The 24134-nt window shown below is 46.3% G+C and carries 17 protein-coding genes; 7 read left to right on the top strand and 10 right to left on the bottom strand.

Annotation, left to right across the window (positions count from 1 at the left end):
• Positions 1 to 198: 198 nt before the first annotated feature.
• Positions 199 to 972, top strand: a complete 774-nt coding sequence (locus EKG38_RS06485; RefSeq protein WP_126519478.1) for a hypothetical protein — start codon at positions 199 to 201, stop codon at positions 970 to 972.
• A 432-nt stretch (positions 973 to 1404) separates the two neighbouring features.
• On the opposite strand, the gene topA is transcribed toward EKG38_RS06485, so the two are convergent.
• On the bottom strand, positions 1405 to 4074 hold the full coding sequence (topA, locus tag EKG38_RS06480; protein ID WP_126519477.1) for a type I DNA topoisomerase: 2670 nt from the start codon (positions 4072 to 4074) through the stop codon (positions 1405 to 1407).
• 530 nt (positions 4075 to 4604) lie between these two features.
• Here topA and astB point away from each other — a divergent pair.
• Positions 4605 to 5942 carry an N-succinylarginine dihydrolase gene (gene astB, locus EKG38_RS06475; RefSeq protein ID WP_126519476.1) on the top strand — a complete coding sequence of 446 codons (1338 nt, stop codon included), beginning with the start codon at positions 4605 to 4607 and terminating at the stop codon, positions 5940 to 5942.
• 78 nt (positions 5943 to 6020) lie between these two features.
• On the opposite strand, the gene EKG38_RS06470 is transcribed toward astB, so the two are convergent.
• Entirely contained in the window at positions 6021 to 8537 is a 2517-nt protein-coding gene (locus EKG38_RS06470) for an Ig-like domain-containing protein (RefSeq protein ID WP_126519475.1), read from the bottom strand.
• A 216-nt stretch (positions 8538 to 8753) separates the two neighbouring features.
• On the opposite strand from EKG38_RS06470, the gene EKG38_RS06465 reads away from it, so the two are divergent.
• Positions 8754 to 10067: a dicarboxylate/amino acid:cation symporter gene (locus tag EKG38_RS06465; protein ID WP_126519474.1), complete on the top strand. Its 1314-nt coding sequence runs from the start codon at positions 8754 to 8756 to the stop codon at positions 10065 to 10067.
• Between the two features lie 131 nt (positions 10068 to 10198).
• Here EKG38_RS06465 and EKG38_RS06460 read toward each other — a convergent pair whose 3' ends face one another.
• The 6 genes from EKG38_RS06460 to recR form a co-directional block, all read right to left on the bottom strand.
• Entirely contained in the window at positions 10199 to 11503 is a 1305-nt protein-coding gene (locus tag EKG38_RS06460; RefSeq protein WP_126519473.1) for an inosine/guanosine kinase, read from the bottom strand.
• Positions 11504 to 11677: 174 nt separating this feature from the next.
• A complete protein-coding gene (gene hemH, locus EKG38_RS06455) occupies positions 11678 to 12673 on the bottom strand; it encodes a ferrochelatase (protein WP_185826796.1) in 996 nt (331 codons plus the stop codon).
• Positions 12674 to 13037: 364 nt separating this feature from the next.
• On the bottom strand, positions 13038 to 13682 hold the full coding sequence (gene adk / locus EKG38_RS06450; protein ID WP_012143184.1) for an adenylate kinase: 645 nt from the start codon (positions 13680 to 13682) through the stop codon (positions 13038 to 13040).
• A 198-nt stretch (positions 13683 to 13880) separates the two neighbouring features.
• Positions 13881 to 14726: a tetratricopeptide repeat protein gene (locus EKG38_RS06445; RefSeq protein WP_126519471.1), complete on the bottom strand. Its 846-nt coding sequence runs from the start codon at positions 14724 to 14726 to the stop codon at positions 13881 to 13883.
• Between the two features lie 143 nt (positions 14727 to 14869).
• Entirely contained in the window at positions 14870 to 16786 is a 1917-nt protein-coding gene (gene htpG / locus EKG38_RS06440) for a molecular chaperone HtpG (RefSeq protein WP_126519470.1), read from the bottom strand.
• A 195-nt stretch (positions 16787 to 16981) separates the two neighbouring features.
• On the bottom strand, positions 16982 to 17581 hold the full coding sequence (recR, locus tag EKG38_RS06435; protein ID WP_126519469.1) for a recombination mediator RecR: 600 nt from the start codon (positions 17579 to 17581) through the stop codon (positions 16982 to 16984).
• Between the two features lie 344 nt (positions 17582 to 17925).
• On the opposite strand from recR, the gene EKG38_RS06430 reads away from it, so the two are divergent.
• The 4 genes from EKG38_RS06430 (at position 17926) to EKG38_RS06415 (ending at position 20518) form a co-directional block, all read left to right on the top strand.
• The gene (locus tag EKG38_RS06430; RefSeq protein ID WP_126519468.1) at positions 17926 to 18504 is read left to right on the top strand and encodes an RNA polymerase sigma factor; all 579 of its coding nucleotides are present in this window, start codon (positions 17926 to 17928) and stop codon (positions 18502 to 18504) included.
• Positions 18504 to 19160, top strand: coding sequence for an NrsF family protein (locus EKG38_RS06425; RefSeq protein ID WP_126519467.1), 657 nt, complete (start codon positions 18504 to 18506; stop codon positions 19158 to 19160). Before EKG38_RS06430 ends, EKG38_RS06425 begins: the two co-directional genes overlap by 1 nt.
• A gap of 169 nt (positions 19161 to 19329) precedes the next feature.
• Positions 19330 to 19992 (top strand): NrsF family protein, encoded by a 663-nt coding sequence (locus tag EKG38_RS06420; protein ID WP_126519466.1) that lies wholly within the window; start codon positions 19330 to 19332, stop codon positions 19990 to 19992.
• A 106-nt stretch (positions 19993 to 20098) separates the two neighbouring features.
• The gene (locus EKG38_RS06415) at positions 20099 to 20518 is read left to right on the top strand and encodes a hypothetical protein (RefSeq protein WP_126519465.1); all 420 of its coding nucleotides are present in this window, start codon (positions 20099 to 20101) and stop codon (positions 20516 to 20518) included.
• Positions 20519 to 20713: 195 nt separating this feature from the next.
• On the opposite strand, the gene EKG38_RS06410 is transcribed toward EKG38_RS06415, so the two are convergent.
• Both EKG38_RS06410 and dnaX read right to left on the bottom strand, forming a co-directional pair.
• Complete coding sequence (locus tag EKG38_RS06410; RefSeq protein ID WP_012143188.1) at positions 20714 to 21043, bottom strand: YbaB/EbfC family nucleoid-associated protein; 330 nt, start codon at positions 21041 to 21043, stop codon at positions 20714 to 20716.
• A gap of 84 nt (positions 21044 to 21127) precedes the next feature.
• Positions 21128 to 24040: a DNA polymerase III subunit gamma/tau gene (gene dnaX / locus EKG38_RS06405; RefSeq protein ID WP_126519464.1), complete on the bottom strand. Its 2913-nt coding sequence runs from the start codon at positions 24038 to 24040 to the stop codon at positions 21128 to 21130.
• Positions 24041 to 24134 lie beyond the last annotated feature (94 nt).

The raw sequence follows: 24134 nt of genomic DNA, 5'->3' as shown, positions 1-24134 counted from the left end.
CGACACTTTCTCGGGTCTGGAATGGGGATTTAAGTATAATAAATAGTTATAGTACAACGTAAAAATTAAATCAATATGGAATATAACATAGTGTTAAAGTCAATCACACGACATTAGTCAATTCATGAGCTAAGATAGCTATGCTAGTGTGTTGATTTATAGTAGCATTAACAGAATTGCATAATTAACGGTAGACCTATGATATTTACTTTGGTTCTGATCCTTATCGGTGCGCTATTATTACTCGTTATCGGAATTAATATCATACAGCAGCAGAAAGAACGTGCTGAAGCCGAGCGGAGAACCGAGCTGGCACGGCAGCGAGCTATAATTGACGAAACTGAAGAGGTTTTGTCTCACACTGGCATGTTCCCCTGCTCTTCTCAAATTGTTCTGGTGTTATATAAGCGTGTCCAGGATGCATTAGGCTTGGCCGTTAAAAATGCTGCCAATCAGGCAGGAGATTATCAACGCCGGGCCATCGATATCAAGGCTCAAATTGATACCCTTCAATCCAACCCCAAAACTTCGCCTCCGATTGAAGGTTTTCGCCTACCCGATAACGATAAACAGATCCTGACTCTGGTTCAGGTGCTTAAAAAGCTCAAAGCGATACTGAGAGCCGAGCATAATAAGGGAAAAGTTGAGCCCGCGGTTTTTTCTGAAGAGGAGGGGCGCATCGATAGCCTTCAATTAAGGATCAATGTCGACTCTATGCTATCCAGGAGCAGAGCAGCCTGCTTTATGAAGCAGTACGGCTCAGCAAAACAGATGGTAACCAAAGCGCTTTCAACGCTACATGCAATCAAGGCTCAAACTCCAAACGATCCTTTCATTGCCCGTAAGGTCGATGAAGCGAAAGCCATGTTAGATGAAATTATGGGTGCCCAGAAAGAAGCGAGTCCAGTAATCAAGCAGGAGAGGGATGAAGAGGATATCGATGTCCTGTTTCAACCGAAGAAGAAGTGGTAAGCCTGTAAACCTTCATTTAAAACCAGCATTTATGCTGGTTTTTTTGTGCCATAAATAATTGAACCACAACAGCTTCGTGACTAAAACCGCTCCTACATAGGGCTGAAACCTACTTCAACAAATAATAGGGCCTCAACAGCTTCGCGGCTGAAGCCATTCCTACGTAGGACTGAAACCTACTTCAACAAATAATAGGGCCTCAACATCTTCGCGGCTGAAGCCATTCCTACATAGGGCTGAAACCTACTTCAACAAATAATAGGGCCTCAACAGCTTCGCGACTAAAACCGCTCCTACATAGTGCTAAAATCTACTTCAACAAATAATTGAGCCTCAACAGCTTCGCGGCTGAAGCCGCTCTTACATAAAAAAAGCCCCGATACAAATCGAGGCTTTCATGTAATCAAAAGTAAACGCTAATCAATTAGCTGGTTACTTTTTCTCTTTAGGCTTAGCCTTTGCCTTCGGCTTAGCTTTCTTCTTAGACTCAGAAACCCATTTACCGTCAATGAATTTAGATGTCCAGCCAGACGCTTTGCCATCGACATCGGTAGCAACATATTGCTCTTTCGTCTTACGACTGAATCGAACCGTTGCCTTGTTGCCATCATCATCGGTAACGGGTGCATCGGCCAGATAAGCGTACTTAGGCCACAGAAGCTCACGATATGTGACCAACTCTTCCACTAACGGCGCACGTGTCTCACGTGACTTAGGAAAAGTACTGGCAGCCATAAAGATCCCCGCAGCACCATCTCTAAGCACAAAGTAGCCATCTGACTTAGTACATTTCAGCTCAGGAAGATGAATAGGATCTTCTTTTGGCGGCGCAGCTTCTCCGCTCTTAAGTAACTTACGAGTATTCTTACACTCGGTGTTAGTACAGCCAAAGTACTTACCGAAGCGGCCATTTTTGAGCTCCATATCGTTGCCACAACGATCGCATTCGATAATAGGACCTTCATAGCCCTTAATCTTAAACTGCCCCTGTTCGACTTCATAGCCACCACAAATAGGATTGTTACCACAGACATGAAGCTTACGCTTCTCATCTATGAGGTAACTATCCATCGCAGTCCCACACACGTCACAACGGTGTTTAGCTCTCAATGCATCAGTCTCTGCATCTTCACTATTTTCGCTCACGGCTTCTTCGCCGGGAGTGAGATTCATCGTCGTCTTACAACGCTCTTTGGGGGGTAAGGCATAACCGGAACAGCCCAGGAATACACCCGTCGTTCCCGTTCGAATACCCATAGGTCTATCACAAGTCGGACACTTAATGTTGTCCGTTAGCACCATCTCGTTAGGACGCATACCGCCCTCTTCAGGTGCCAACTCGGCTTGCTCAATCTGTTTCGTCAGATCTTTGTAGAAACCATCTAAGACCTTTTTCCACTTGAGTTCGCCTTGCGCCACATCATCGAGGGTTTGCTCCATGCTGGCGGTGAAGTCATAACTCATTAACTCTTTAAAACTACCAACAAGGCTTTCGCTGACGATCTCACCCATCTTCTCGGCATAGAAGCGGCGGTTTTCAACTTTCACATAGCCACGGTCTTGAATGGTCGAGATAATGGTTGCATAGGTCGAAGGACGGCCAATACCACGTTTTTCAAGTTCTTTAACCAGTGACGCTTCACCGTATCTCGCAGGCGGCTTGGTAAAGTGCTGCTTAGGCATTAACTCTTGCAAGTCGAGTTTGTCACCCTGTGCAACGACAGGAAGCGTGTTATCCTCTTCGTTTTTCTTCTTCACAACTGTCTGAACACGAGTCCAACCGTCGAAGCGTAATGTACGCCCCGTCGCCTTTAGCTCGTACTCACCCGCTTTAACGGTCAATCGAGTCGCATCATATTTAGCTGGTGTCATCTGACAAGAAACAAACTGGCGCCAGATCAACTCATACAAGCGCTGAGCATCTCTCTCCATGTCTTTCATGGATGCAGCCTGTACGCTTACATCCGAGGGACGTATCGCCTCGTGAGCTTCTTGAGCACCATCTTTACTACCATAGCGAATTGGCGCTTCAGGCAGATATTTATCCCCGAACTCTTTACCAATCATCTCCCGCACACCATCGAGAGCCTCTTGGCTCAAGTTGGTCGAATCGGTACGCATATAAGTGATATGACCCGCCTCGTAGAGACGTTGCGCCATCATCATGGTTTTCTTAACACCAAAACCTAAACGTGTACTCGCAGCTTGCTGCAAAGTAGAAGTGATATAGGGCGCCGAAGGTTTACTCGATGTTGCTCTGTCATCACGAGCCGCGACAACAAAACTTGACTGAGATAGGGCCGAGGTTGCCGTTTGGGCCTGTGACTCTGTAACCGGATTAAATGCCTTACCCTGAAACTTAACAACCTGCATCTTTAATGCGGCATTGTTGAGGGTTTCCAGTTGAGCATGAATATCCCAGAACTCTTCAGGAACGAAGGCTTTAATTTCGCTCTCTTTTTCGACAACGAGTCTGGTCGCTACCGATTGTACGCGTCCGGCAGAGAGTCCCCGCGCCACTTTTTTCCAAAGTAGTGGAGAGACCATAAAACCAACAACGCGATCGAGGAAACGACGCGCCTGTTGAGCGTTAACCATATTCGTGTCTAAGCTCGAAGGCTTACTAAACGCATCCTGAATCGCAGATTTAGTGATCTCATTAAAGACGACACGTTGATAACGTGACGCATCACCACCAATGACCTCTTGAAGATGCCATGCAATGGCCTCCCCCTCTCTATCCAAATCGGTTGCGAGAAAGATTTGGTCGGCGGACTCGGCTAATTTTTGCAGCTCTTTAACCACTTTTTCTTTGCCGGGAAGTGTTTGATAATTGGCTTTCCAGCCTTTATCAGGATCGATTCCCATACGAGCAACGAGTGCTTGCTTGGCTTTTATACTCTTGTAGATGGCTTTCTCTTCAGGAGCCATTTTTCGCACTTCAGCCGGCGTTTTCGTCGCCACTTTAGCTTCAGTACTGGATGATGTTGGCAGGTCACGAATATGACCCACACTCGATTTCACGATGTAATCTTTGCCGAGATATTTATTAATAGTCTTGGCTTTGGCCGGTGATTCGACAATAACTAGCGATTTACCCATAGAATGATCTGCGCCAAAAAGTCTCAAAATTTGTCAATTGGCTCCATATATAGAGGGTTGTCTCGATACTTTCAAGCAAATCCCTCTTTTATTTGTATCGTTGAGCCAATAATTAACCGTTTTGGACTATTTCTAAAATAAGTGTGAAAAAATAAATGCGTAATTAAAAACTAATATTTCATTATTAGTCATCTAGCAAGTAATTGTTGTGCATTTCGATGCAAAAATCACAAAATTGCTATTTTCACCTACCTTGTTAACCCAAATACCTCAAGTATACTGAGCGCGAAATAGCGTAAAAATGAGTAATAATTCGATCGAATTTACGCAATGATAGCCACTTATGCCTTGTTCTGCACCTGTGGTGAGCCTGCTTTAATACATTTTGAGCAAAGAAAAATAATATATTGGGTAAATATGGGACTCAATCGGCAATTTACACTCAGCCTTGTCGGTAAAAAAATGAAAATAATGTGCCCCACCTTTATTTCAATGGATAAAAAAATATCGCGACCCTAAAAGGAAAAATAATGAAGCACTTTGAAGCGAATTTTGATGGACTGGTTGGACCGACTCACAACTACGCAGGGCTCTCTTTTGGCAATGTCGCCTCCCTCAATAATGCGGCGGCCACCTCAAACCCAAGAGCGGCGGCTAAACAAGGCTTGAAAAAAGCCAAGGCACTCGCAGATATGGGAATGGTCCAAGGCATGTTAGCCCCTCAGGAGCGCCCAGATCTTCACACACTGCGTAGAATTGGTTTTTCAGGTACTGATGCAGAAATTTTAAATAAAGCCGCTAAAGAGGCTCCTGCGTTGCTAAGAGCATGTTGTAGCGCATCGAGCATGTGGACAGCCAACGCGGCCACCGTATCGCCAAGCGCCGATACCCATGATGGCAAGCTACACTTTACGCCTGCAAACCTGGTTGATAAGTTGCACCGCAGCATAGAGCCAGAGACCACCGGCAATATCCTCGCCGCGACATTTAATAATTCGCGTCACTTTGCCCATCACCAACATCTGCCGGAACACAGCAGCTTCGGTGACGAAGGGGCTGCCAACCACACCCGCCTTTGCAAAAATTATGGCAATGCCGGTGTTGAACTATTTGTCTATGGCCAGGAAGCGACGAACCCAGCCGCTCCCAAACCATCAAAATATCCTGCCAGACAAACTCTGGAAGCGTCACAGGCCATCGCCCGTCTTCATCAGCTCGATGATGAGAACACGGTGTTTATCTCTCAAAACCCGGATGTCATCGATCAGGGCGTTTTTCATAATGACGTCATTGCCGTCGGTAACCAAAATGTCTTGTTCTACCACGAGCAAGCCTTTCTCAATACCAAACGCAAACTCGATGAGATAAAACATAAGTTCGGCGACAGTGAACTTCACTTTATCGAAGTCCCGACCAGTAAAGTTGCCATACAAGATGCGGTGAAGAGTTATCTGTTTAATACTCAGATCATCACTCTGCCATCGGGTGAGATGGCCATCATAGCGCCAACTAACTGCCAGGAGAATGAAGCCGTTCACGCCTATCTTAACGAGGTGGTCACATTAGGGTCGCCGATTAAGCAGGTTAACTATTTTGATGTGAAGCAAAGTATGCAAAATGGTGGCGGCCCGGCATGCCTGAGATTACGTGTGGCGATGAACGACATGGAGCTGGCGGCGGTTAACCAGCATACCTTGATGAATGATGCCCTGTTTACCCGTCTGAACGCCTGGGTCGATAAGCATTACCGTGACCGTCTCAGCGTCGATGACCTGGCCGATCCGCAGGTACTCATCGAATCCCGTACCGCACTGGATGAACTGACACAGATAATGAAACTGGGCAGTGTGTACCAGTTCCAGAAGTAGGAATTAGCTACAAAAATTTTTACCCGGCCAATAAAAAACCCAAGGTTATACCTTGGGTTTTTTATTAAACCTTAGATTTTATTCAATCGTAATTCCGATAGCGATAACTTCAGTCACGAACCCGTTAGGAGTCTCAACTTGAACTAAGAAGGTTCCTGAGTTTGGCTCATCTTCTCCTTTAATTGTGACAGAAAAACCACGACCGCCATTATGGTTACTGCTCGGCCATATATATTCACTTCCACTGACCACGGAGCCAGCCGTTGCAATAAATTTTACCTTACTTCCTGCCGGCATCTGCTGGTTATGAAGATCTGAAAGAGTAAAGTACACGGAAGCAGAGCCTTTACCTACTATGGTAATCCTTCCGGGATTATGTACACCATCTTTATCAACGATTACAATATCTTCATGCTTAGTAGCCACAGCACTACTACCTGACATCACCATAGTTAAGCTTCGGCGTACATATAAAGATTTAGAATCGGTAGTACCATCAGCACAGCCAGCGTGAGCCGGTAAAGAACAAAGCACACCATTGTATAAGCTATCTTTTAAATCAAATATACCATTTGAATTAAAATCGACTAACTCTTCTAAAGCACCACCTGCGTGACCTATTAACTGACCACTGGGTTGCGGGTTAAAGATAGTGTCTTCGTTGTAATCGTTAAATGCATCATCGAGATCGAATGACTCGCCAGTGACATCCTTACCAGTTAAAAACTCACTCATTTCACTGGCATCAAAACGGCCATTACCATTGAGATCCGGGAACGTTTCTTCACCAATCGCCGTTGCCGTTATCGTTGCGCGGCCGCCATATTTCTGACCATAGATGTTACCGTAGACTCGAGTCTGTGCATTATTAGCAATATCACAGACAGCGGAATCAGCTTCATTAACTTTAAGAACATAACATCCTAACTCCGCGGTAGGATTGCGTATTTGAAGTCCTTGCTCATTGAATAATGATTGCCCTTCAGGTCGCGCTAATTGACTCGTCCAAGTAACCGAACAAGCACCTTTCACAGTCTGGCAAGCATCTTCAATCGCACCACCTTCAGTAGTAAATGAAACCGTTGTTCCATCGGGTACCGGGTTGTTAAAGGCATCGGCCATACGTGCGGTGACTTTCACCTCTGTACCGTCACGATCCCAGCCCTCGGCATTCAGCACTTCAGCTGAAAGTGAGAAACTGTCCTGATCCGGGATACCTGTAGAAATAATAAGTTGTTTAGATTGACTAGAAATCACCGGATTAGAGTTATCATCCACTGTCGCGGTCACTCTGACCGATGTCGCCACAGTACCTGTGGTCACAACGGTTTGAACGATACCTTCATTGTTAGTAGTCGCAGCAGCAGGGCTGATATCGACGCCACCGACGTTAGTATTCAGATCAAAAATTACATTCTGATTGCTAACTGGATTACTGTTTTTATCAAGAACCTGAAACTTAACCGTTGAGGACTCGGTTCCTCCCGTACCTAAAATACCAATATTTTCCGGTTCGGCCGAGACAAAAATAATACTCCCCACATCGGCTTGAAGCACGTTTATGATACCAACAGCAGATAGGCTGATGCCGCCAGCGTCAGCGGTAACATGAATTTGATCTTCTCCCACACACCCTTGGGCTAAATAGGTCGACGTCGCAACACCATTACTCGATGATACAGGAGAGCTTATTTGAGCCTGTGCCGGCGTTTTCGTCGCACAAGTTGACGAGAAATTCACATCAACAGGCTGGGTAAACGCGGTTCCCTGGTCGTCTTGAATGAGTACAGAGATGGTTGCCGTGCCTCCGGCAGACAAATTAACTGTACTTACATCCGCGACGCCTTCTTCGAAGGGGGTACCACTTCCCATCACAACATTGGTTGCGCCAACGACAACAATCGTTTTACCAACCTCATTAGTCGACAAACTTGCCGTTACCTCACCAGCCCCCAAAGAGCTACCGGCATAGATATCGACCGTAGCCTTACCTTCGGCATCGGTTACGGCGCTTTTAATAGGCAGATCACCGATAGGACTCTCAAAAGTTACAATTACAGATTTATTAATTCCTGTCACTGTCGCCGTTAACCTACCTGGCGATAGAGTGCTAATTGTTTGAATTGGGTTACCGGAAGTATCTGTTAGCACCAATGAGACCTGAGCGCCGCCACCAGCTTCACCACCATCACCTACCATAGTGACATTCAAAGAGGCCGATTCACCGGATGAAATGGTTGCCGTGATTGTTGCTCCGGTGTTGATCTCAGCGGTATTCAATTGAATAGTTGCCACACCATCGGCATTGGTAGCCACTTCCCCTGTACCGGGGGCAAATGTTCCATAACTGTCATTGTTTAGAGTGAAAGAAACTAACGTGCTAACTGCAGCTCCAGTCGAACTTTTCACCGTTGCCGTAATCGTTGCGGGTTCTGCAACCGACACTTGAGTGTTATTAACGGCTAACTCAACTGTAATGGTTGCGGGAGGAGTAGTCCCTCCACCACCATCATCTACGATGTCTCCTCCTCCACTACAAGCAACGATAAAAAACGAACAGATAAATGCGACCAAAACTTGATAAGCTGACTTCATGCCAGACTCCCTGTTACTCAGAATGTAATTTTAAGCAAAGCGCTTATTACTTATAGCTCAACATTACATAATTTTCCCGCTACTTTTCCATAACTATCTTATTTTATTTCGTTAAAATAGCGAAAAACTTTAACTATTTGGCCATTTCATCGCCAGACCTTTCTTGCTAGGCTTACTGTGCAAATTGAAAAGCATAATAATTATACAGGAAGCACTATGGCTTTAACTCAAGCAAGAAAGCTCGGATTGACGAGCAAAATCCTTATCGGTATGGGAGCCGGTATACTTTTCGGACTACTTCTTAGAAACCTATTTCCTGAAAGCACATTCATCGAAAACTATGTCACCGAGGGATTCTTAAACGTTATCGGTACTATTTTCGTCTCGGGTCTGAAAATGATCGTCGTGCCTTTGGTATTTATCTCCCTGGTCTGCGGAACCTGCTCATTGAGCGATCCGTCCAAGTTGGGACGCCTAGGTGGTAAGACTATCGCCTTCTATCTTTTCACCACGGCAATCGCCCTCTCTATGGCTATCTCAGTTGCCATTCTTGTTCATCCTGGCAACGCTTCTCTGGTCAGCGATGGCTTAGTGTTTAACGCAAAAGAAGCCCCCAGCCTGTCTCAGGTTCTGATCAACATAGTTCCGACCAACCCTCTACAGGCCATGAGTGAAGGTAATATGCTGCAGATCATCCTCTTTGCGGTGATCTTCGGTTTTGCAATCTCTCATATCGGCGAACGAGGAAAGCGTGTTGCTGCGCTGTTCAACGACCTTAATGAGGTGATCATGCGCGTGGTGACCCTTATTATGCAGCTCGCCCCTTATGGTGTCTTCGCGCTGATGGCAAAACTCGCTCTGACATTAGGATTAGAGACCTTTGGTAGTGTGGTTAAATATTTCTTCGTAGTATTAGGCGTGTTATTGCTGCATGCCTTCGTAGTCTATCCATCCCTATTGAAGATCATTGCCGGATTAAACCCATTCACCTTTATCCGAAAGATGAGAGATGTACAGCTGTTTGCCTTCAGTACCGCGAGTTCTAACGCGACACTACCCGTCACGATAGAAACTGCCGAGCACAGATTGGGCGTCGATAACAAGGTGGCATCGTTTACACTGCCACTGGGCGCCACCATCAACATGGATGGCACGGCGATTATGCAGGGCGTTGCTACCGTCTTTATCGCGCAGGTCTATGGCATAGACCTTACTATCACCGATTACACCATGGTGGTTGTCACAGCGACTCTGGCATCGATCGGTACGGCGGGGGTTCCCGGTGTAGGCCTTATCATGCTAGCCATGGTACTGAATCAGGTCGGGCTGCCCGTCGAAGGCATTGCATTGATTATCGGTGTCGATAGATTACTGGATATGGTGCGAACGGCCGTCAATGTCACCGGCGATACTGTGGCGACCGTGGTCATTGCTAAATCAGAAAAAGAGTTCAACGAAGAGACTTTCAATGATACTCAAGCGGGTAAGACCGCTGGTAACTTCAACGATCAACTTCACGCTAAATCATAGCGATGGTCAAAAACTCGATATCTGATGACGAGATACCTATTAGGTAAACATAAAAAAGGCGTCCAATTGGACGCCTTTCTTCTATCTATTCATTCTGACATTGATTACATCGACAGAGGTATTAGTGCCGGTTATCTTTCCCAGTACGCCTCTTCTAAGCTATCTTCACGCTCAGGTAAGCCGCGGGACAGACGAGGACTATGCTGAGCCAGCACTTCGTACGCCACTCGGTTAGCATATTTACAAACTTGAGAAAACGATGAGTAGCACAAGCCATCACGCATATGTTTGCTTGATCCCGGAACATTGGCTTTATGGAACGTATTCGATGCCAGATCGTGCAGTAAAGCTGCAAGTGCGCCATCACCGGCACCGTTGGTATTACGGATCTTCTCCGGACCTCCCATGTAGGGAGAAATATGAGCATACACTTTAATCGGTGTATCACAGGCAGATTTTAACTTGGGACGAGAGAACTCGTAACGGTTAAACTCAGGGATCATACCTGGCAGAAGAGTATGAGTGGTTTCTCTCTTCTCCGAGTCCTCCGTATAACCCGCCATATAAAGTCCGAGAGGGCCAGCCGTAGTTAACACCAGATCACACAACTCAAGCGCCGCCTCACTGGCCTGTAACGGATCTTTGAAACCGGTCAAGGCTTCCCCTTCATCTTCATTCATCGCTAAGATGGTGACATTATCTTTGATAAACGACTTCCACCAGCTAGGGTCTTCTTCGATCAAGAAGCGTGTCCCTAAAGTTAATACAACCGGTACATCTGCTTCTTTTGCATACTCGATGGCTTTAAGTGCCGCATCAGTTATCTGATCGCCGTCACAGGCTCTCATCAAATAGGCCGTTAATATCAAGGCCGATGCCCCCTGAACAATATCTTTATCGATATATTCGGGTGTCAATTTATCCATCGCGCCTTTACTGATGGCAAAGGTACGCTCACCACATTCTGAGATAAGGGTGAAACAACGACCTATCGGCCCACTAACAGGCTGCAGATAGTTAAGATCGACTTTTGAAGAGGTATTACACAGATAGCGGTAGGCATAACTGCCTACCTCAATATTATTGCTCATCACACCAAATAGCACAGATCTGTCATCGGCAAGGATCGAGTAATTATGGACCGTATTGCCTATGGTACCGCCGGCAAACTCATCGCTGACCAGTTTATTGGTTTTCAACTCTGAATACAGCGCATGGGCTTTTTCATCATCGATAAGTGTAGAGTTACCTTTAGGCAACGCATATCGCTCAAGAAGTTCATCACCGACTTTTGCTTCGATATCCACCAAAGTCTGGTCGATACCGGTTATGTATGTTGGAAAGCGTCGAGGCTGTTGCGTCATTTGCGCCAATAATGGGTCACGATTTTTTACGGGGAAATAGTGCTTGGACTTTCGCTGACCTGGAAACTTCATTTTATGATCTCGCTATTTGGCAACAAGGGATATTGGCTTATGTGAGCCTGGCCTAAAAGGCAACACAACCACTATATTGACCCACGGCGTGCTGAGAGCCAATATAAATGGCGGCAGATCCTAACATACACAGTGAATTTCACCAGTAAGCAAGTCAAGTTTTTTAAATTAAGCTCAAACCCATTGAGATGCTTGCTCAGTGATGAGCTTAGCTAACAATTCAATGTGAGGGTCATTGTCATTAAGGCAGGGAATAAAGCGATAGCGTTCACCACCCGATTCGATAAAGCTCTCTTTACCACCGATAGAGATCTCTTCAAGGGTTTCTAAGCAATCGGCGGCGAATGCAGGACACATAATATCGACTGATTTCACGCCTTTCTCAGGGAGTGATTCCAATAACTTGTCAGTATATGGCGTTAACCACTCCTCCTTTCCAAACTGTGACTGGAAACAGAGCTTCCACTGTTCATCCTTCAATCCTAAGGCCTGAGCAAGTAGGAGTGCCGTAGCCTGGCACTGCGCTTGATAAGGGTCCCCTTCATTAACATATCTTACCGGCACGCCATGAAAGGACATCAATAGAACATCGGCCTGACCATGTTGCTTCCAGTGAGACTTCACAGAGGAGGCCAATGCCTGAATATAAGTGGGATCTTGATAGTACTCTTTATTAAACCGGGTCTCGGGAATATCCCTCCAACCTTTAAACTCGGCTGCAATGGCGTCAAAAACCGGTGCGACGGTCGAACATGAATATTGCGGATAAAGTGGGAGTACGACTATCCGTTTGACACCTTGTTGCTTCAGTTTTTCTAAACCGGAAGCCAAAGAGGGGTTGCCATAACTCATCCCCAGCTCCACAGGGATCGCTTGTCCAAGCTGCTCTTGCAGTAAGCTGGCGACCTTCTCCCGTTGATGCTGACTGACCACCATTAACGGAGAGCCTTCATCAGACCAAATAGCTTGATATAATTTTGCGACTTTAGCGGGACGAGTATTTAAAATGATGCCATTTAAAATCGGTTTCCAAATCAATGGATTCAGATCCACAACACGGGGATCGCTTAGAAACTGCTTAAGAAAACGTTTAACGTCACTCGCACTTGGAGAATCTGGGGTCCCCAAATTCACCAAGAGTACACCAAATGCCGGGGTTGTCTCGCTCATCGTTGTATTCATTTAAAATACCAATTGTACTTAATAGTTAATTCTTCTACCGGTTGGAACCACCAATAGCAGCGAAAAGAATGTTCGCAATCGTGTCTGCGGGAACGCAGAAGAGCGGCATAACAGAAACCAATGCCGATAACCGTTAATAATCACAATTTTAGTCATTATTAATAGAAATTCCTCTTGTATATCTAACCCGCACAAAGGGCAACCACACATAAATACCATCAAGATGGGCCCCCGTAAACTCATCTAGGCTAGCATCCAAAACCCCATAAAAAAAGCCCACTTAAGTGAGCTTTTTAAAATATGAGAACTAGCTCATTTAGTCATGGCTTTGACTCAAGCGATTAGATTGTGGTTAGCTTAACGCTGTAACAATCTGCTCACTCACAGCAGCAACACTCTGAGTGCCGTCAAACTTGCTGTATGTAGAGTGGCCTGCTGCCGCAACCTTGCCATAATATTCAACGAGTGGCTTAGTCTGCTCGTGGTAAATAGCCAGACGCTTACGAACTGTGCTCTCTTCGTCATCGGGACGAATAGCCAACTCTTCGCCTGTCACATCATCCTTTCCTTCAACTTTTGGTTGATTGAAAACGATATGATAAACACGACCAGAACCCGGGTGAACACGGCGGCCACCCATACGTTTAACGATCTCTTCATCGGGTACGTCGATCTCAACGACATGGTCGATACTGATCCCACTCGAAGCCATCGCATCGGCCTGTGGGATCGTACGCGGGAAACCGTCAAGCAGGAAACCTTTCGCACAATCATCTTGAGCTACGCGCTCTTTTACTAAACCAATGATCAGCTCATCTGAGACCAACTGGCCTGCATCCATCACTTTCTTAGCTTCTAAACCAAGAGGTGTGCCAGCTTTAACCGCTGCACGTAACATATCACCTGTTGAAATTTGCGGGATACCGTACTTTTCCATGATGAACTGGGCCTGGGTACCTTTACCGGCACCTGGGGCACCTAATAACATGATGCGCATCTCGAGAGTCCTCTTATTTCACATAGTTTTTATCATTGGGCGGCGATCTTCGCACAATTGGCCGCCCTTTTGAAGGGTTTTGAATGAGTTTTAGGCTGGATTTAGTTAGACTTTAGCCTGATAGACAAGAATTTTTTACCGATAAAATGACTAACCGGCAATTATGTCGATCTTTTGTACTAAAACACCAAACATGACCTAATAAAGTAAACTGTACAATTTTCGTCTGTATTGATTGGCCAGTGCATTACCCTGCCCCAGCGCAGTCAATATCTCCAAAAACAGCTTTTTGGCATCGCCATTTTCAATCGCGATATCTTTCGATAATGGGGCAAACAACAACGCCAGCGCTTCTTCGTTTCGTTTGGCCTGATGCAGTGCTTTTACCAGCTCCATCAAGACTGCGATATTTGATGGTTCGCTTTCGACAGCTTGCTGTAGCTGCCTTATCTCTGGTGTATCGGCCGCATCCAATGCAAGCGCAAGTTTAGCTTTTAAACTTTGATAATAACTGTCCTGATCGGCAAGGCCGACACTATCCAAGAGCTGGGCCGCTGTAACAAGCTCTCCCGCCATCAGTTGCGCATCGGCATAAACCAGAGCCACTTCAGCATTGGGTGACTCGGCGAACGCCTGTTTTAACAACACCAGCGCAGGTTCAAATTCATGCACAGCAAGATGGTTCTTTGCCTGATTTAGTTGCAACTCCCACTCTGCAGGCAGGTGCTTGTCGAGCATAGCCGATATTTGCCCTTCATCCTGACTTCCGGCAAATCCATCGATAGGCTTTCCTTCGCTCAAAACAAGCGTGGTCGGTACATTTTGAATTTGAAAATAGTTAGCGATCTCCATCTCACTATCGCAATCAACCTTCGCCAAAACAAAACGCCCGGATTGCTTCTGTGCCATCGAAGTTAACACCTGACACAGGCCGACACTTTCGGGGCTCTGTTGAGACCAAAAAGATAAGACAACCAGCTGCTTCATTGAAACATCTACTATCTGCTGAATATTCTCTTTAGTCAGTTCCAAAACGGTTTCCATAACGATCCTTGAGATGAGCCTTAATAAACCACGATCTTCTATTTAGGTATAAAAAAGAGGCAGAACCTTGTCCATATACACTCAGGTATCAGACGTCCTGCCTCATATTGTCGCTGATATTATCGCTGATATTGTCCCTAATATTACTTCAGGTTAGCTAACAGCATCTCATTCATCAGCTTAATGAAGGCCGAAGGGTCAACTAAACTGCCTTTTTCAGAGAGCTGTGCTTGCTGAAGTAGCAAATCACTCCACTGAGCGAATAACGCTTCATCTTGCTCATCGTTAAGACGAGCAACCAGTGGATGCTCTGGATTAATTTCAAATGTTGGTTTGCTTTCAGGAACAGATTGACCCGCAGCCTCCATCAACTTAATCATCTGAGTAGACATCTCACCTTCACCAGCAACGACACAGGCTGGCGTATCGGTCAGACGAGTCGTCACTTTAACTGCCGACACTTTCTCACCCAGGGAATCTTTAATACGTTTAACTAAGCCTTCAGACTCAGTTTCAAGCTTCTCTTGCGCTTCTTTCTCACCGGCATCTTCCAGCTCGCCAAGCTCAAGATCGCCGCGAGTCACAGAGTGAAGCTGTTTACCATCAAAGTCTGTCAGGTGATTGATCAACCACTCATCGATACGCTCTGACATCAATACAACTTCGATGCCTTTCTTACGAAGAAGCTCTAAGTGCGGACTGTTTGCAGCAGCTTCATGACTGTCGGCAACGATATAATAGATCTTGTTCTGACCTTCCTGCATACGGCTCACGTAATCGGCAAGCGATACCGTAGGAGCTGCATCTTCAGTGTGGGTCGATGCGAAACGTAACAAGCCAGCAATACGCTCCTTGTTTACCATATCTTCGGCAGGTCCCTCTTTTAGTACCTGACCAAATTCAGCCCAGAACGTCTGATATTTCTCAGCATCATTCTTTGCCAGTTTCTCTAACATGCCAAGCACACGTTTAGTCACTGCCGTACGAAGTGCCGTCGTGACCTTGTTGTCCTGCAAAATTTCACGCGATACGTTTAACGGCAGATCATTAGAGTCGATAAGACCCTGAACGAATCGAAGATAGCTAGGCATAAACTGCTCAGCATCATCCATTACAAATACACGTTGAACAAATAGCTTCAGACCATGCTTACGGTCACGGTTCCACATATCCCACGGTGCCTTCGAAGGGATATAAAGCAAGCTGGTGTACTCTTGCTTACCTTCTACTCGGTTGTGGCTCCACAGTAGCGGATCGGTAAAGTCATGGGAGATATGCTTGTAGAACTCTTCATACTCCTCTTTAGACACATCACTCTTGTTTCGAGTCCAAAGTGCAGTCGCCTTGTTCATCGATTGCCATTGGCCGTCAGTCGCTGCAACCGCTTCTTGCTCTTCAGTCGCCTCAATGGCAGGCGTCCCCTCTTCCCACATCTCAACGGGAACAGAGATATGATCTGAATACTTAGTAATGATTGAACGAAGACGATAATCGTCAGCAAACTCTTTCTCTTCTTCACGAAGGTGCAGTACGATCTCTGTACCGCGAGTTTCTTTCACTATGGTGTCTACGGTAAAGTCACCTTCACCCGCCGATTCCCATTTCACCCCTTCGTCCTGAGCATGTCCAGCGGCGCGGGTACGAACGGTAACCTTATCGGCCACAATAAATGAAGAGTAGAAACCCACACCAAACTGACCGATAAGTTGTGAATCTTTTGACTCATCGCCTGATAAGTTTTTAAAGAAATCTGCCGTGCCTGACTTTGCAATGGTACCTAAGTGCTCAATAACAGTATCGCGGGTCATACCGATACCATTATCTTCAATCGTTACTGTGCCTTTCTCTTTATTGGTACTGATGCGAACGCGCAGCTCGCCATCACCTTCATAGAGAGCATCGTTAGTCAGTGCCTCATAACGCAGCTTGTCTGCCGCATCGGCTGCGTTAGATACCAATTCACGCAAGAAAATCTCTTTATTTGAGTACAAAGAGTGGATCATCAAGTTTAGGAGTTGCTTGACTTCAGTTTGAAAGCCGTGAGTTTCTTGTTGTGACATGGATTATTCCTTCTGTATTTCACAAAGCGTTTTTCTTTATGCAAGTAGAGATGGGGCTGGAATTTTGCTTTTCAAGGGGAAAAGGGGTTATGAGGTTTAATAATTCGATATATCAAAAAAAACCAGCGCCTGCATAGCAAACACTGGAATTCGATTCGGTTACCTGCGCCGTCAAGCACTGGTACGCGTTGTACGTTAAATTGGCAGACGTCCATTAAAAGAGAGTGCCAATGTCGTACTATCCACGTACTCAAGCTCGCCCCCAACGGGGACACCATGTGCGATTCGGCTCACAGAGACATTGTGAACTTTAGCCATATCTGCGATAAAGTGAGCCGTGGCATCACCCTCAACCGTTGGATTCGTCGCTAAGATAAGCTCTGAAACCCCACCGGAACAAAGATGCTCTTCGAGTCGGGATAACCCTAACTCTTCAGGCCCGACGCCATCGAGTGGCGACAGGTGACCCAACAGGACAAAATATCGACCACTGAAATGACCACCCGCTTCGATTGCCAACACGTCTGCAGGCGTCTCTACGACACAGATAAGATCAGACTGTCCCCGTTTATTGCTGGCACAAATAGGGCAATGACTCTCCTCCGTAAAGGTACGACAAGAGCGGCAATGCCCTACATCGCTCATCGCTGAAGCTAAAGCCTGTGCCAGAGTCTGTCCGGCCTTACGATCACGTTCCAATAACTGAAACGCCATACGTTGTGCTGACTTGGGACCCACTCCGGGGAGACATTTCAATGACTGGATCAGTTCATCAACAAGGGGGCTAAATTTCATTTTTCATCCGGATTTCAACGGCATCTTCATGCCTGATACTTTTGGAGCTATGAGCAGTGCTGTTAAGTGACGAATACAACCTCTTACAGCCCTCATAGCATTTTCAGAACAGAAGAGTACCATACAGAACTAAAAATTAGCCCCCCTATTTGACCCCATAAGTCCTTTTGCTAACAATTGACTCTGAAGGTTTATCACCATTACAGCCAACAAACGACTATGGCGTCAATAGCTTATTTTAGCTGTGTACTGCAAAAGTTGATTGGTTAAACTTCTTTGCTATGATTATCCACATAGCTTGTTAACCGTCTTCGGTCTGTTTCAGTTTGAATAGGCCTGTTAAATTGGGAACTTCAACCAGAGGCATCGCAGTGACTCAGGGATCAGATGAACAGCGTTGGTCAAGATTAATGGTGAGCGCACAAGCGGGTAACGAGTCCGACTACCGTTTATTACTCACTGAGTTATCATCCGTTATTTCCCATTTCCTGCGCAGTCATTTCGGTAACCAGCACTTCACTGAAGATTGTGTGCAGGAATCCCTGATTGCTATACATCAGGCTCGCCATACCTATGATCCTCAACGGCCTTTCCGTCCATGGTTGTTTGCAATTGTGCGCCACAAGGCAATAGATACGTTACGTAATCAAACTCATCGACAAAAAGTCATCAATGACTATCGAGGCGATCAGCAGGTTTTGTCTCTGAGCTGCCAGCATAATGAAGCGGAAAATGAGATTTCCAAGGGCGACATACTCGTGTCACTGTCACCACAGCACCGAGAGGCGTTAATTCTTACCAAATTCATCGGTTACAGTATTGCCGAAACAGCAGAAAAACTCTGTATATCAGAAAGTGCTGTCAAAGTGCGGATCCACCGTGCTATCCACAAATTACAGCTGTTATTGGAGGCTGACGAATAATGAACAACCACGACTCGCTGATCGCAAATCTCAGTCGCAACTTAGCGCCTGTTCCACCTCCCCCGAATATCAACAAACTGGCCATGCTCTGGTTTTGTTTGAGTGCGTTTTTTGTGGTCGTACTTATCCACCTGATGGGGCCTGTTCGACCGGGGGCATTTTCACAACTCCTCAAAGAGCCTCGTTTTTTGCTTGAGTGCTTACTGGGGCTGGCCGCGATAATCTGGGTTTGCCAATTGGCTTTTCGCGACGCGATACCGGGTGCCTTAACCAAGCAGTTTTATGCCTTTGGTATCATGCTGATGGTATTTTGGGTAGCCCAATACGTGATTGGCTTTGTCAGTCCTGCACTAGAGCCATCCATGTTAGGTAAGCGCGATCATTGTTTCACCGAGACACTACTCTATTCACTGCCGCTGATCTTGTCAGGTCTGTTCCTCATTCGTCGTCTCTATCCTCTACGCCCCGTACGAACGGCCATGTCGATCAGCTTGGCAGCGGGTATGTTACCAGCCCTTTATATGCAACTCGCCTGTATGTATGGGCCTTCACATATCCTCACCCATCATATTCTGCCCGGCTTGCTGATGGTACCGATTGGCGCCGCCATCGCCAAGTTATGGCGACCCCATCGCGATACGCCCAACGGGAAATAAAAAATACTCGCTGCAACCATAGTAAAAAATGATTTCTAATCCCCTGTAACTTTTTAAGCCTGGCTGACGTATCCATAATAAAGCCTACCTTAACTGTGAGTCGCTTTGGGTGACTCGAGGGCTTTTCAGAAACAGTTAAATTGCTTTTGTTGATGGAGGCGCGTGATTGATGAATAAGCACGACTTGCTAATCGCAAACCTCAGTCGCAACTTGGCGCCTGTGCCACCTGCACCTAATATCAACAGGCTGGCCATGTTCTGGTTTTGTTTGAGTGCGATTTTTGTGGTTGTGATTATCCACCTGATGGGGCCAGTTCGACCCGGAGCATTTGCACAACTGGTCGAAGAGCCCCGATTTTTGCTGGAGTCCTTAATGGGAGTTACAGCGATAATCTGGATATGCCAATCGGCTTTTCGCGCCGCAATACCGGGTGCCTTAACTGATAAATTTTTCGCCTTTGGTATTATGCTGATGGTATTGTGGCTGGCCCAATATCTGATTGGATTGGGCAGTCCGGCGCTGGACCCCTCCATGGCGGGTAAGCGCGGTCACTGTTTCTTTGAAACGATGCTCTATTCATTACCACTGATCTTGTCAGGTCAGTTGCTCGTTCGTCGACTCTATCCCCTGCGCCCCATACGCACGGCCATGTCGGTCAGCCTAGCAGCGGGTATGATGCCAGCCCTTTATATGCAACTCGCCTGTATGTACGAGCCTTCACACATCCTCACCTATCATATACTGCCGGGCTTGCTGATGGTACCGACGGGCGCTGCCATCGCCATGTTATGGCTCCCCCACCGTAATGCGCCCAACGCAACTCAAATTTGAACCCACTTTAGGAATAATAAGAATAATTATTTTTATTCACCTGTAACTATTTTGGTTTGGCTGACGTATCTGTTTCAAACCCATAAAGGGTTAGTGAACCAGCTTAATGAAAAGCACATTAATGACTCAAGAGGAAGGCACTATTATGAACAGATTAATTATGAACACATCTAAACTAGTAACCACAATTGCCCTTGCAAGCATTATTGGGCTGGCGACCACCAGCGTAGTAGCCAAGGAGCGGACAACGGGGAAAGGAGCACCTGGAATACCTGTCATCTACGTCACTTCTCAGGCTTTGTATTACGATACGCTGCTACTTAAAGAGTTGCCCTACAACGAAACTGAAAACTTTCAGCATCTGGAAATGGATGGTCCGACGGGAGTACAAACAGAGTTTGGCCCTACGGATACGGGTTATTATGGCGGTCGTTGGTGGGTAGATGCCAATCCAAATGGCGTTATGGATGCAGAAGATTTTTACTTCCTGTGCCCATTGTTAGGCCCAGGTAGAGTTGCTCTTTAATCTCACTGACCTCCATGTTGTGGTCAACTTATATTGGCCACAGCCATAATGACGCTATTTACGCTCTAGCCAATATTCTAACAGGCACAAAAACAAAAAATGGACCAAGGGGTAACCCTGAGTCCATTTTGTCCCCTATTTGACCCCTGGCAATTCCTGGAGTCCCGAAAGGGTAGCTACATCGGTACTTTTAGATTAAAACGGCATCTTCATTCCTGGTGGCAACTGCATGCCTCCAGTAACTTCAGCCATTCTCTCTTTCTGATTCTCCTCGACACGACGAGCAGCGTCATTACAAGCTGCTGCAATCAAATCTTCTAACATCTCTTTATCGTCTTCTAGCAGGCTTGGATCGATATCCACTTTACGTACACTGTGAGAACCTGTCATTGTCACTTTAACAAGACCAGCACCGGCTTCACCGGTCACTTCCATACGTGCGATCTCTTCCTGAACTTTCGCCATTTTATCTTGCATCTGCTGGGCCTGCTTCATCAGGTTACCCATACCGCCTTTTCCAAACATATCTATTTCTCTTCAATTAAGGGTCGATTAAAGTTGGCTCATCTTACTAAAATAATACTGAGAATCAATTAAAGTCGTACAAACTTATGACTCAGTTAGCGTCTTAAAGTTCGACTTATCGATAAGCTCAATGGTATTTCCTTTTAAACTCAACAATTCGGGGTTGTAACTTAAACTATCATTTTCAAATTCAGCATCCATCTGACTCATCAACCATTGGATATTGCTATCACTCATCAAGCCTTGTTGGGCTTGAGCAAGCAGCTCTCTATGAAAGCGCTGACGTATCTCTAATGGTGTCTCATGTACATCATCGACACCCACTTCAATCGCCACCTTGGTTTCGTTTCCAAGTGCACGGCTCAAGGCTTCTTCCAGCTGAACAATGGCGATATCAGCAGCTAAATGCTTTTGATTGGGCTTCAATAACAGTGGTATGGGGGAAATAAACTCATGACAAACTGAATTAACCGCGAGTTGCCTGACCCTTCCGCCCACATCCAGTGCCGACATCAAACGGTACCATTTAAGGTCGATATCGTGGCCTGTGATTTCACCATCGCCTGATACAACCACTTGAGCGGGCATCTGCTCAACACAAACCTGTGACTCACTGCTGTTTGAGGCAGCCGTTGATGTATCGCTTTGAGTTTGGGTTTGACTCTGCGTTTGCTTTTGAGTTCCTCCCACTTGATCGAGGTGACTCCCCTCCCCAGTGGCAGCATCATAATGAAGCTTATCTGGCTTATCTGGCGTCTCAGTTTCAACCTTTGAGTCATCATTTAATGAGACAGCCGATTCTTGCTCCTCCCATGGAGGTAGGTCTTCAATCTGACTCTCGGTAACCTCACTCTCCAGAGTCTCAAGCTGGTCACTCAGATCATGCAGGCCATTATCGACAGAATTTTGTTTTTCGGGATCACGAAGAGCCGGTTTTCGAGTCGGCGGCACAAAGCCTTGGCGTTCCGCTTTAGGCTTTTTTCCACCACTCTCCTTAGGCTCACTCTCAACCAATTCAGTTAGCAATGAGTCGCGGGCAGCCAAGACGGCATCTAAAATATCATCTTCTGCGGCATCAGATACGGGTGATGTAACCGCGCCGTTATTGCCCCTATTTAACTCACTATCGCTTGTTCCAGGGCTCCCTTGTGCTAAGGAGTCGAAAGGAAGATACTCATCCATCTGCTGCGGTTGATCATCATAAGCATCAGTTTGTGCGTCTAGTTGAGCGGCTTGAGCGGCGTAATATTCATCGGGCATGGAATCAGGCGACGTCACACCCTGCTCAGGAGTATTTGGCTCAGGAACACTCGGCTCAGGCATACTTTCTGGTGCCAGCTGAGACTCTGTGCGCCTGGTAATATCTGATTGACTGTCTGCAACAGAGGACTCCACCAACTGCGGTTGAGACTCGATACCGTTATGTACTGTATTAGCGCTAGGCTCGACTTCAACAGCTTGTGTCTCAATACTGTTAGGCGCTTCTGATGCTAAATCTTGGGCCGTCGCGGCTTCAGGTGGTGACACTAGGGCTACAGCCTGCTCCATCCCATGACTCGAAGCCTGGCTCAATATCAAGGCTTGCTCACTGTTCAGGCTATTGAGTAAATTAGAATCATCTAAAGACTCACCTGAAATATCATCTTCATCAACTGAAGTGACAGACTCAGGGCGCTGTTCATTCATATCGGCAGTAACTGGCGGCTTAACCGGTGAAACACCTACACTAGATGCTTGTACTACCGACTGACGATCCGGAACAGGAGGTTTGGATGTCGGCTCTACGGTGGGACAATCTAGCCTCTGGCTCTGTGAAGAGCTCGTATTAACATCTCCATGTTCCAGCTGAGATGCTGGCTTCGCTTCAGGAATGGAAATCGTTGCAGGATTTGCTACCAACCATCGCTTGACGGGCACTTCCGGCACAAAGGTCACGGCTCTTAGCAGGGCCATCTCGAGTCCGGACTTGGGATCTGGCGCATGGGGAAGATCTTTGCGCCCCGTCAATAACAATTGATAATAAAGTTGGATCTGCTCGGGACTTATCTGCTCTGCGAAAGCGGTGATCTGTTCACTGTAAATAGACAGTTGAGCAGCGGCCGGCGCAAACTGACTTAGCGTAATCTGGTGTAACAGCTCAAGTAAGCTACGAAGTACTTCCTGTGGGTCAGCCCCAAAGGAGAGCACCTTAGCCGTCACCTGCATCAGATTTTCAATATCACCTTGAATCAAAGCATTAAGCAAGGTAATAACATGATGCTCATCGATGCTGCCCAGCATAGTTTGTACTTGAGTAAGCTTGACTTGTCCCGCACCAAAGGCAATCGCTTGATCGGTCAGGCTGAGTGCATCACGCATACTACCATTGGCTGATTTGGCTAATAATTTCAGTGCTTGGGGTTCAAAACTCAATTGCTCTTGAGAAAGCACGTGGGTTAACTGCTGTTCAATTTCTGACAGCGTTAAGCTCTTTAAGTTAAATTGCAGACAACGAGACAACACAGTGACAGGAAGTCGTTGTGGATCAGTCGTCGCTAGCAGAAACTTAACATGCTCGGGAGGTTCTTCGAGTGTCTTTAACAGGGCATTAAAACTGCTCCTGGAAAGCATGTGAACTTCATCGATAAGGTAAACCTTGTAACGTCCTCGACTGGGTCGGTACTGAACGTTATCTAACAGTTCACGGGTGTCATCGACTTTGGTTCTCGAGGCTGCATCGACTTCAATGAGGTCGACAAAACGTCCTTCAGAGATCTCAGTACAACTGGAACATTGACCACATGGAGAAGCGGTAACGCCCTTCTCGCAATTCAGTCCTTTTGCAAATAAACGCGCTAAACTTGTTTTTCCTACACCACGTGTACCGGAAAAGAGATAGGCATGATGTAATCTTTGCTGAGAAAGAGCATTGGTTAGGGCATGTAAAACATGCGACTGGCCAACCATTTGCTCGAATGTAGCAGGGCGCCATTTTCTGGCCAACACCTGATATGACATGGAACTCCCCAAAGTGTCACTTTATCAATTTCGGGAGCATGCTCCTCGGATAGTGGCACAATAACATGCCATGTAAAAACTCGCTACCGAGGAA

It is taken from the genome of Shewanella canadensis (assembly GCF_003966225.1).
GTDB lineage: Bacteria > Pseudomonadota > Gammaproteobacteria > Enterobacterales > Shewanellaceae > Shewanella > Shewanella canadensis.
The sequence above is the reverse complement of the archived record's forward strand: the minus strand, read 5'-3'. Positions and strand labels throughout refer to the sequence as shown.